This window comes from uncultured Boseongicola sp. (assembly GCF_937988555.1).
In the GTDB taxonomy this organism is placed as follows: Bacteria; Pseudomonadota; Alphaproteobacteria; order Rhodobacterales; family Rhodobacteraceae; genus Boseongicola.
Window position 1 is genome coordinate 1 of the sequence record NZ_CALJXO010000007.1, and the last position, 10079, is coordinate 10079.

The following is a 10079-nucleotide window of genomic DNA, read 5'->3' on the forward strand; positions in this document are numbered from 1 at the left end:
GGCTATCAAGTGCGCCTTTGGCGGCGTTGATAAGCCGGGGATCATCGGCAAGCCCGAGGTAGTTGTTGGCGCATAGGTTCAGCATTGTACGGCCCGCGACCGTGATGTGTGCCGACTGCGGCGAGGTGATAGCGCGCTCGGCCTTCATCAAGCCGTCGGCATCAATGGCAGCAAGGGTTTCGTCCAAGTGTTGATCGAAGTTGGTCATGGCAAGCGCCTCCTTGGTTGAACGATACCACGTTGGGCCGCGCATTCCAGACAGGCTGCAACACGCGGGCGACGCGAACGCGATGGGCTGGGCTGGGCAATTGCCTGGGATTGTGGCTTTGTGAGCGTCATGAGTGACTTCGATCTGGAAGAATTTCTACCGTATCAACTTGCGGTTCTGGCCGAGCGCACAAGCCGCGCGTTCGAGCGGGAATACCGCGCGCGGTTTGGGATCAGCCTTGCGGAATGGCGTGTTGTGGCACATCTGAGCCAGTCGCCCAGTGTCAGCGTGCGCGATATCCAAAAGAAGGTCGCGATGGAGAAAAGCCGGGTCAGCCGGGCCGCCACGCGCCTTGAAGCGGCGGGGTTCGTGTCGCGGCGCCCCGACCCAGATGACGGGCGGCTGGTGGCGTTGGAATTGACTGACAAGGGCCGCGATCTGATCGCGACGATGACGCCGGTTGCGGCAACGTTTGAGACGTCATTGATGGACAATCTTGGCCCGGATGCTGACGTGTTTCGCCGGGCCTTGCAGGCATTGCTTTCAAGCGACTAGGGCGAGAACATCGCCCCTTGGTCGCCCAGATTAACCGCTTATTTACCGTGATCGGGCCATAACTGGCTTTGTTGCGTGAAGGTGACGGACGGCGGAGTGGCCCATGGACGTTAGCGCCCCTGCCTGGCTTGATCGTGCGATCATTGTGAAAGAACCGGGGATGGACCGGACGGTATTGGCCAAACAGCTTGGCTTGATCGGACTAACGCCCGTGCCGGTTGATGGATTTGACGATATTTCCGGCGAAAATCCAAATGCGCGCGATGTGATCGTTGTGGGCCAACCCAAAGACGGCGAGGACCGCTTTGCGATTGCCGCGGCATTGAAAGTGCAGCTCAAATCAGCCGGACTATTCAAAGTGGTGGTCGGGCCGACAAAAACGCCAATGGGCGATATGGCGTTCGACCGGTTGTTGCCGCGACCGTTTCTACGCGCGGCTATGATGACTGGCATAAGCGAGCTGTCGCCGCTGGTCGCTCCCTGTAAATTGGGGAAGGCGACGACGAGGATACACATTTGAGAGGACACGAGGCGGTCGCTCCGCCAACGGCATTTGAGGCTTCTACAGACGCCACTGTACCACAAGAACAAGCGCCTACCGAGACAGTTTTAGAAGGCGCTGTCGCGCCGGAACCTTCGAAAGTTGCCGTTCCGCAGCCTGCTGAACCCGGTGTGCGACGCATGCAGGTCATGGCAGCAGAAGACAATCGTACCAACCGTTTCGCGGTTGAGAAAATGCTGAAGGCGCTGAATAGCGGTCTTGTCTTTGCCGAGAACGGAATGGAAGCAATCGAGGCGTTTCAAGCCGCGCGTCCAGATATCTTTTTCACCGATATTTCCATGCCGAAAATGATGGCAAGGAGGCCCCGCGTCACATCCGCGCGACGGAACTCGAGCAGGGTCTGGGAGCCTGCCCCATTGTTGCGATCACCGCACACGCGATGGAAGGGGATGCCGAGGACATTCTGGCCGCTGGCATTAACGATTACCTTAACAAGCCTGGCATAAAACTTATCGATCATATCCTGACGGCACGGCCTTTGGATGCTGTGCCATGCCTGCCAATGGCGGTTGAAGACCCTAAGGCAGAGCGCGCTAGAGAACCCGTCGCTCAGGTTACGATCTGAGAGTGTCAGGCCGCCTGACTGGCAGCTTGTGCATCGCGGTGGAAGACAAGCGTTGCGGCGTCGCCAAGATCCATCTGGAAGCGATAACCGCCAAGGTCGAAATCGCGCAAACCCTCGACGCTGGTCACGCGGTTTTCGACGATGAACCGCGCCATCGCACCGCGCGCTTTTTTGGCAAAGAAGCTGACGATTTTGGGTGTGCCCCCCTTCACCTCATAAAATTGCGGGGTGATGATCTGAAGCTTCAACGCCTGACGGTCGACTGCGCCAAAGTATTCCTGACTGGCGCAGTTCACCAAAAGATCGGTGCCGACGGCTTCAGCGGCGCCGTTCAGCGACTTGGAGATCGTGTCACCCCAGAAGTCATAAAGCGATGTGCCTCGACGGGTTTTCAGGCGGCTGCCCATTTCAAGGCGGTAAGGTTGGATCCCATCAAGCGGGCGCAACACGCCGTAAAGCCCGGATAGGATGCGCAGGTGGTTTTGCGCGCGCTCTAGGGTGTTTGGGTCAAGAGTTGCTGCCTCAAGGCCCTGATAAGTATCCCCCGCGAAGGCGAAGACGGCGGGGCGGGTTGCGGTAGCGTCGGGGGCGTCCACGAAGGCGCGGAAGCGGTCACGATTGAGGCGCGCCAGATTGTCCGAAAGATCCATCATCGATTTCAGTTTGCCAAGCGTCAACTGCCGCGCGTGGCCGGCCAACTGTGTGGCTTCGGTCTGGAAATTCGGTGCGGTCGGTGTGACAGCCCGGTCGGACCAATCAAGGCGTTTGGCGGGGGATATGACGGTTAGCATGGCAACGGCTCCTCTTTCTCCAGAAGTAGCGCGCGGGGCGGAGTTGGAAAAGGGGAAAGGGGAGGCAAAAGCGCCAACCACTTAGGTTATTTCGGCAATGCCCGTCCAGACATATTGCCAAGCATGCAGCCTGCGACCCACCAGTTGGGCCGTTCAGTGTAGAGCGCGCCCGCGGCAGCTTTCGCGGCTTCGACGTCATCGAAAAGCGCAAAACAGGTCGCACCTGACCCCGACATGCGGACCAGCTTTGCGCCGGCGCATGCAGTAAGACGGTCCAGGACCGTGGAGATTTCGGGCACAATCGCAATGGCCGGAACTTGCAGATCGTTGCGTTGTCCCTGAAGCCAATCAATAAGGTCAGACGCGGCTTCAAACGCCGGGATGGTCTCGGGCATTGGCAGATTTTCCCGCGTTTTCATCGACTTGAAAACCTGCGGCGTTGATACCGGCACACGCGGGTTAACCAGCACCGCAGGCAACGTCGGCAATGGGTGCAGAGCCAATCTGTCGCCGATACCGCGCACGCGCGCGGGAGAGGAGGCAATGCACATCGGGACGTCTGCGCCAAGCCTCGTTAGGGCGCGGAGTTGCGTTTTAAGCAGGATTTCGGGCATCGCATAGTGGCGGTCTGCAAAGGTCTCGCCGTTGCCTTCAAGTCCCAGCATCCCGCGCCATGCCGCCGCTGCATCTGCCGACCCTCCGCCTATTCCGGAAGACGTCGGGAGGTTTTTGGTCAGCGTGATCGCCGCTTTCAGGTCGGCGCTCACCAATGCGGCCGCGCGCAGGGCGAGGTTGTCCATGTCGGCCGGAACGCCAGCGGCCTCGGGGCCTTCAACGATGAGCGAAAACACACCCGCTTTTTCCAGGTGCAGCTTATCCCCCACGGTTGCGAAGGTCACCAGCGAGTCAAGCAGATGAAAGCCGTCGTCGCGTTGTCCGGTGATGTGAAGCGTCAGGTTGATCTTTGCCGGTGCAAAGACGTTAACCATCGTCGTTCGCAAACTTCAGAGGCGGCTCGCCTTCCTCAACCAAAACGACATCAAGACCAACCTCAAGCTTGCGCCGTATACGCCCGGCTTCGACATCGTCGGGGTCAGTGTCATCGGTGATGAAGGACAGAGCGCGGTGCCATTGGAATTCGGCTTCGCGCTCGCGGCCAACAGCCCAATAAACATCACCAAGGTGGTCGTTTACGATGGGGTCGACCGGCAGCAATTCGACCGCGCGCTCCATGTGCCCAACGGCTTCGGCGTAGCGGCCAACGCGGTAAAGCCCCCAGCCAAGACTATCAACGATGTACCCCGAATCGGGGCGCTGGGTGACGGCACGGTCGATCAGATCAAGCGCTTCGTCGAGGTTTTCGTTCATCTCAAGGAAGGAATATCCGAGGTAGTTCAGCACCTGTGGCTGTTCGGGGCGCAGGTCCAAGGCGGCGCGGAAATCGGCCTCGGCGTCGCCCCACCGATCTAGCCGTTCATGCGCAATACCGCGGGCGAAATAAACGATCCAGTGCTGTTCTTGTGGTTCACCGATCAATTCAAGCGCGCGGGCATAGGGCGCCAGCGACGCCTCGAAGTTCTCGATCTGGCGATAGGCGTCGGCCAGCGCAATCTGGACTGACGGAATATCGCCGTGACTTTCAGACAACTGCTTGAGGACTTCGATTGCCGCATCGGAACGGTCCGAGCGACGCAGAGCCGCCGCGCGCCCTAGTTCGGCGGCGTAATAGACCGGCGACGTTCGGGGGACGGTGTCGTAAACTTCGGTGGCAAGATCGTATTGATCGAGGCTTTCAAGGATTTCGGCCGTCGCAAGCAGGGCGTCGATATGGTCGGGACGGATCGCCAGCGCCATACGCGTGTAAAGCAGTGTGTAGGCTTCCTGAGCTTCACCGCGCAGGGCGCCGCCTATGGAATGGTAAATCTCGGCAACGCCATCGGCGGGCGTGCGGACCGCGTCAAACGGCAGCGTTTCCCCGGATTCAAGAGCGGCCTTCATCGCAACAAGCTGTGGATTAAGCGTGGCGCCCAAAGTTGCGTCCAAAAGATCAATCGCGACCTGTGGCTGCTCCAATTGGCTGAGGATCTGCACATAGGCGATGATCCCGCGCGGTGTGAGGCGGATCGTGGTGCCGCTTTCGCCCGAGAAGATATCAGCCGCACCTTCAAAATCGCCGACCGAGCCCAGCGCAAGAGCCTTGTGGTACAAGCCAAAAGCTTCGACGCCCTGATTACCAGTAACCGCATCAAATCCCGCAAGCGCCTCGCCCATCCGGCCAGCGCCAAGTTCCGCCCATGCCTTAAGAAGACTATCGAACAAAGGCCCGACGGTCATGCCGGCGTCCAGATCGGCCAGAAGGCCGTCCCAGTTGCCGCGCGCGGCGGCGTCTCCGGCAAGCACAAGTGCTGCGATCTGGCTTGACGCGCCAACTTCAGTAAGGCGACGGGCCAGCGGCGCGGCGCGGTCAAGATCGCCAAGACCGATATAGGCGGTCAAGCCGTTTTCCAGCAGCACCGGATTGCGCCCATCACGCACAAGCGCGCGAGAGAACTGTTGCGCGGCCTCCTCGTAGTCGTGGGCGATCATCGCCGAACGCGCGGCGAGGTAACTGCCCGAAGCAGGTTCTGCCAAAACAGGGGACGCCACGGCCAGTGCGGCAGCAATCGTCAAAGTACGGATCAACGGCATCAGGCTATCCTTGTTGTCGCGGTTGATAAAAAAGGTAGTGGCGCGCCCCCTAAGAGGCAATGCGGGGCGGCACTATGACCGCCGATCATGACGGATGTGTTACATATTCGGATAATTCGGCCCGTCCCCGCCCTGTGGCGTGGTCCAGACGATATTTTGTGACGGGTCTTTGATGTCGCAGGCTTTGCAGTGAATGCAGTTCTGGAAGTTGATCACGAATTGCTCGTCGACCACTTCGTAAACGCCTGCGGGGCAATAGCGTTGCGCCGGTTCTGCATATTTCGGCAGATTCACCGAGATCGGAATGCTGGCGTCCTTCAACTTTAGGTGCGCGGGCTGGCTTTCCTCGTGGTTCGTCATTGAAAAGCTGACGTTGGTAAGGCGGTCAAAGCTAAGCTTGCCGTCGGGCTTTGGATAGTCGATGGGCGCGAAATTGGCGGCCAATCCGGTGCTTTCGGCGTCGTTCTTGCCGTGGCTGACCGTGCCAAGCAGCGAGAACCCAAGCGTGTTGGTCCACATATCAAATCCACCCAGCGTCAGAGAGGTCATCAGACCGTGCTTTGACCACAAAGGTTTGACATTGCGAACTTTTTTCAGGTCTTGACCGATAGCACCTTCCTTCAGCTCGGCCATATAGCCCTCAAGTTTGTCGCCAGAACGACCCTCTCTGATGGCTGCAAATGCGTGTTCCGCTGCGGCCTTGCCGGACAGCATCGCGTTGTGGTTGCCTTTGATGCGCGGGACGTTGACGAGGCCGACGGAACAGCCAAGTAGCGCGCCACCCGGAAAAGCCGCGTCGGGCATGGACTGGTATCCGCCCTCGGTGATCGCGCGCGCGCCGTAAGCGACACGTTTTCCGCCCTCAAGCAGCTTGGCGATCATCGGGTGATGCTTGAAGCGCTGAAATTCCATGTAGGGGTAAAGATGCGGGTTTTTGTAGTTCAGATGGACCACAAACCCGACGTACACCTGATTGTTCTCAAGGTGATAGACGAAAGAGCCACCGCCTGCGTTCTTGCCCAACGGCCAGCCCATCGTATGCGTGACCGAGCCTTCGTTGTGCAACGCAGGGTCGATTTCCCAGATTTCCTTCATGCCAAGGCCATATTTCTGTGGCTCAGCGTTGGCATCAAGGGCGTATTTCTCGATCACCTGCTTTGAAAGCGATCCGCGCACACCCTCGCCAAGGAAGACGTATTTGCCATGGAGCTCCATCCCGGGCTCATAGGCGTCGCTTTGGGTGCCGTCCGCGTTCAAACCAAACTCGCCGGCGACAACGCCTTTGATTTCGCCGTTCACACCGTAAATTAGTTCCGAGCACGCCATACCAGGGAAGATTTCCACGCCCATTTCTTCGGCTTGCTCGGCCATCCAGCGGCAGACATTGCCCATCGAGACGATGTAGTTGCCGTGATTGTTCATTAAGGGCGGCATCGGAAAATTCGGGATGCGGACCTGACCAGCTTCGCCGAGCATGTAGAAATTATCTTCGCGCACCGGTACGGTCAGCGGCGCACCCTTGGCTTTCCAATCTGGGATCAGCGCGTCCAGACCGACGGGATCAAGAACCGCACCTGAAAGGATGTGTGCGCCCACTTCCGAGCCTTTTTCCAGCACGACCACGTTGATCTCTTGGTCGAGCTGTTTCAGCCGAATGGCCGCCGAAAGCCCGGCAGGCCCCGCGCCCACGATGACCACGTCGTATTCCATGCTTTCGCGTTCGATGTCGCTCATGGCTGATCCTGTTCTGATTTTGTCTTGATTGTTCCGGGCGATTTATTCGCACTTCGACCACGGGCGTCAATTGCGACCCAGCGTATCAGGGCGAATACTTTGCCATAATAGCGATAAACTCTCTCCTTCTCGCACATTTGTGATAGAAACCAACTGGGCAAAGGACTGCCTTCCAAGTCCATCTGCTCTTGACTCTCCCTGCCCGGCTTGAATTTAAGAAGCGAAATTGACGCCGCTTGTGGCGAAAGGACTTCACGTGGAAAAGATACCGCTGACACGCGCCGGCCATAGCGCGCTGAACAATGAATTGAAGAAGCTGAAGTCGGTCGAACGGCCGGCGGTGATCCGTGCGATTGCCGAAGCGCGCGAGCATGGTGATCTGAGCGAGAACGCCGAATATCATGCCGCCCGTGAAAAGCAGAGCTTCATCGAAGGCCGTGTTAAAGAACTTGAGGGTATCTTATCGCTTGCCGACGTGATCGACACGTCCAGGCTGTCCGGCACAGTGAAGTTTGGTGCGGTGATAAAGATCATCGATGAAGACACCAACGAAGAGAAAACCTATCAGATCGTCGGCGAACCCGAGGCCGATATTGAGTCCGGTAAGCTGAACATCAAGTCGCCTCTTGCACGCGCTTTGATCGGCAAGGATGAAGGCGACAGCGTCGAAGTCCGCACGCCTGGCGGCGAGAAAGCCTACGAGATTTTGTCCATTAAATTTAGCTGACCGAAAGGGCCATTTCGCCCCATGTCCGAAAGCTCTGAACGCAAACCGCCTGTGGATCTTGGCATATATAGCCGCGTGGCGGCCGATACCTCGCTTGACCCGGCTGATAAGATCGCACTGGTCGTGTCGGCCATTTGGTTGGTGATGTGCACCGCCTTTCTGGCCATTGTCGGCCTTGGCGGTTCCGAAGAACTTGGCGGATTGCGGTTCCTGATTGTCGTCCTGGCGGTGTTGTTGCCGGTGGCGTTGATCTGGATCGGGTCAATTGCGGTTAAATCGGCGCGGATCATGCGCGAAGAAAGCGAACGGCTTGCGGTTTCGATGGATGCGATGCGCCAGATTTACATCACCCAGGCGCAGATGGCAGCGACGACAATGGGGCCAAACGTCGAACGCAAAATCGACGAGATCGTGAAAGGCCAAAAGCGCGCGGAAAGCGCCATGGCCGAGTTCGCGACCACACGCCCCATTTCGGTCCCTGCCCCGTCGCCCGAGCGCCCCGCTGTGCCGCCAATGGCGCCCCCGACCGTGATGGACGGGCAACCCGATCTTGCGCTTGGGACGCCTGCCGAAATGTACGGCACGCCAGTATCGACGGCGGATTTTATCACGGCGATGAACTTCCCGGAAACCGCAGACGACCGCGCGGGCTTTGATGCACTGCGGCGCGCGTTGGCGGACCGACGCGCCGCGGTTTTGATCCAGGCGAGCCAGGATGTGCTGACGCTTCTTAGTCAGGACGGCATCTACATGGATGATCTGACGCCAGATCGCTCGAAGACGGATATCTGGAGACGGTTTGCAAGTGGCGAGCGCGGGCCGACCGTTTCCGGCCTCGGCGGCGTGCGCGACAGATCTTCACTGGCGCTAAGCGCCGCGCGGATGCGACAGGATTCGATTTTTCGCGATGCCTCGCACCATTTTCTGCGCACCTTCGATAAGACTTTGGCCAGCATCGCCGACCGCCTAAGCGATCAGGAACTGGCCGCCCTGACGGAAACCCGTACAGCGCGAGCCTTTATGCTTTTGGGTCGCGTCGCCGGAATTTTCGACTAATCTGCCTCCTAGACGAGGAACAGGTCATCTTCTTCCTCGTGGTCTTGATCATGGTCGTTCGGATCGGCCATGAAGTTGCCAAGATCGTCGACATATACCGCGTGTGACATGGCTTCAGCGACCGGCAAAAGGTCGGTCAGAAGAACGTCATCAAACTCATGCGCTTCTTCGTCTGCGTTGTCCTCATCGTCATCGCCTTCGGCCATACGGCCCGCAGCGAGCCCGACAAATCCGGCACCGCCGCCAAAGACCATGGCAACGACGAGCCCCAGCAATCCGATGATCGCACCGATCGCGCCACTACTGCTGCCGCCATCGTCTGTAGCAACAGGAGGCGCTTCTTCCTCCGGGGATACGGCGTCCGCCCGAGGAGGTGTAGCGCCATCGCCAGCACCATAAATATACTGCGCACCGGCGATATCACCCGACCTAAGCTCACCCACCGAAATCGAAGAGTTCATAATCTGAGCTGGCTCGCCCGGGCTCGGGATGTAGTGGTCTAAGCCGATAAGATGACCGATCTCGTGCAAGGCGACGGCAAAGAAATCAACTGTGCCCGACCCCTCGCCATTGGGAGCCCAAAACTCCTCTTCATCGAAGGTCAGGGTCCCCGACGTGATGGTTGTCCCATTGGTTGACCAATTGGCATAGCCAACGACGCTGTCAGGATAGGCCGAAGGCATCGCGTCAACGATAACTGTGATATCACTGGCTCCCGAAGAAACGTAGGTGAAATCCAACCCGGAAACGCTTTCCCAAGCATCAAAGGCAGATTGCAATGTACCGTCAAATTCGGAGACAGAATCCCCTGCGCCGAACTGCAGGCCAGAGGTCAGGTCGGAGCTCCAGAAAATTTGACCGCTCTCCGTGCCAAAGTCCGGGTCACCCCATTTTGTCCCATAGCTGGTATAGTACATCGTGGCCTCAAGTCTTAGTCGGAAACTTCTGCTTCCCGTTCTAACCAAGTGTCAATCGAGACATTTGGATCAACTAACGGCGGAATTGTGGCATGGCGGATATCGGAGCATTGCCGCGCGCTATTTCGGCCGATCCCCGCACAAAAAAGGCGCACCCCGAAGGGTGCGCCTTTTTAATTATTATTTTGGACAGTTTAGTCGTTGCCGGTGGCCGATGATACATCAACCGTAACGCCCGGACCCATGGTCGAGGCCAGCGAGACCTTCAGCATGTAT

General features: G+C 58.3%; 10 protein-coding genes and 2 pseudogenes. 5 read left to right on the forward strand and 7 right to left on the reverse strand.

Annotated features, from left to right (window positions below):
- A pseudogene (locus tag Q1B15_RS00215) lies at window positions 1-208 on the reverse strand (glycine C-acetyltransferase); the annotation flags it as partial.
- Window positions 209-337: 129 nt separating this feature from the next.
- Here Q1B15_RS00215 and Q1B15_RS00220 point away from each other — a divergent pair.
- The 3 genes and pseudogenes from Q1B15_RS00220 to Q1B15_RS00230 all read left to right on the forward strand — a co-directional run.
- Window positions 338-763: a MarR family transcriptional regulator gene (locus Q1B15_RS00220; protein WP_299748392.1), complete on the forward strand. Its 426-nt coding sequence runs from the start codon at window positions 338-340 to the stop codon at window positions 761-763.
- A 103-nt stretch (window positions 764-866) separates the two neighbouring features.
- Entirely contained in the window at window positions 867-1283 is a 417-nt protein-coding gene (locus Q1B15_RS00225; RefSeq protein WP_299748394.1) for a hypothetical protein, read from the forward strand.
- 215 nt (window positions 1284-1498) lie between these two features.
- Window positions 1499-1555: pseudogene (locus tag Q1B15_RS00230) on the forward strand (hypothetical protein); the annotation flags it as partial.
- 8 nt (window positions 1556-1563) lie between these two features.
- On the opposite strand, the gene Q1B15_RS00235 reads toward Q1B15_RS00230, so the two are convergent.
- From Q1B15_RS00235 to Q1B15_RS00255, 5 genes are all read right to left on the reverse strand, one after another.
- Window positions 1564-1785, reverse strand: coding sequence for a hypothetical protein (locus tag Q1B15_RS00235; protein WP_299748416.1), 222 nt, complete (start codon window positions 1783-1785; stop codon window positions 1564-1566).
- Window positions 1786-1895: 110 nt separating this feature from the next.
- Entirely contained in the window at window positions 1896-2681 is a 786-nt protein-coding gene (yaaA, locus tag Q1B15_RS00240) for a peroxide stress protein YaaA (RefSeq protein WP_299748397.1), read from the reverse strand.
- 86 nt (window positions 2682-2767) lie between these two features.
- Complete coding sequence (locus Q1B15_RS00245; protein WP_299748400.1) at window positions 2768-3670, reverse strand: 4-(cytidine 5'-diphospho)-2-C-methyl-D-erythritol kinase; 903 nt, start codon at window positions 3668-3670, stop codon at window positions 2768-2770.
- Complete coding sequence (locus tag Q1B15_RS00250) at window positions 3663-5369, reverse strand: tetratricopeptide repeat protein (RefSeq protein ID WP_299748402.1); 1707 nt, start codon at window positions 5367-5369, stop codon at window positions 3663-3665. The genes Q1B15_RS00245 and Q1B15_RS00250 overlap by 8 nt, the downstream gene beginning before the upstream one ends.
- A gap of 99 nt (window positions 5370-5468) precedes the next feature.
- A complete protein-coding gene (locus Q1B15_RS00255) occupies window positions 5469-7103 on the reverse strand; it encodes an electron transfer flavoprotein-ubiquinone oxidoreductase (RefSeq protein WP_299748405.1) in 1635 nt (544 codons plus the stop codon).
- A 256-nt stretch (window positions 7104-7359) separates the two neighbouring features.
- On the opposite strand from Q1B15_RS00255, the gene greA reads away from it, so the two are divergent.
- Together greA and Q1B15_RS00265 are read left to right on the forward strand one after the other, a co-directional pair.
- Window positions 7360-7830, forward strand: a complete 471-nt coding sequence (greA, locus tag Q1B15_RS00260) for a transcription elongation factor GreA (protein ID WP_299748408.1) — start codon at window positions 7360-7362, stop codon at window positions 7828-7830.
- A 21-nt stretch (window positions 7831-7851) separates the two neighbouring features.
- A complete protein-coding gene (locus tag Q1B15_RS00265) occupies window positions 7852-8886 on the forward strand; it encodes a hypothetical protein (protein ID WP_299748411.1) in 1035 nt (344 codons plus the stop codon).
- A gap of 8 nt (window positions 8887-8894) precedes the next feature.
- On the opposite strand, the gene Q1B15_RS00270 is transcribed toward Q1B15_RS00265, so the two are convergent.
- Entirely contained in the window at window positions 8895-9803 is a 909-nt protein-coding gene (locus Q1B15_RS00270) for a matrixin family metalloprotease (RefSeq protein WP_299748414.1), read from the reverse strand.
- Window positions 9804-10079: the final 276 nt, after the last annotated feature.

Coding starts and splice junctions, on each gene's coding strand:
- Q1B15_RS00225 (WP_299748394.1), top strand. CDS start 867: ATGGACGTTAGCGCCCCTGCCTGGCTTGATCGTGCGATCATTGTGAAA.
- Q1B15_RS00270 (WP_299748414.1), bottom strand. CDS start 9,803: ATGTACTATACCAGCTATGGGACAAAATGGGGTGACCCGGACTTTGGC.
- Q1B15_RS00265 (WP_299748411.1), top strand. CDS start 7,852: ATGTCCGAAAGCTCTGAACGCAAACCGCCTGTGGATCTTGGCATATAT.
- Q1B15_RS00220 (WP_299748392.1), top strand. CDS start 338: ATGAGTGACTTCGATCTGGAAGAATTTCTACCGTATCAACTTGCGGTT.
- Q1B15_RS00255 (WP_299748405.1), bottom strand. CDS start 7,103: ATGAGCGACATCGAACGCGAAAGCATGGAATACGACGTGGTCATCGTG.
- Q1B15_RS00235 (WP_299748416.1), bottom strand. CDS start 1,785: ATGATCGATAAGTTTTATGCCAGGCTTGTTAAGGTAATCGTTAATGCC.
- yaaA (WP_299748397.1), bottom strand. CDS start 2,681: ATGCTAACCGTCATATCCCCCGCCAAACGCCTTGATTGGTCCGACCGG.
- Q1B15_RS00250 (WP_299748402.1), bottom strand. CDS start 5,369: ATGCCGTTGATCCGTACTTTGACGATTGCTGCCGCACTGGCCGTGGCG.
- Q1B15_RS00245 (WP_299748400.1), bottom strand. CDS start 3,670: ATGGTTAACGTCTTTGCACCGGCAAAGATCAACCTGACGCTTCACATC.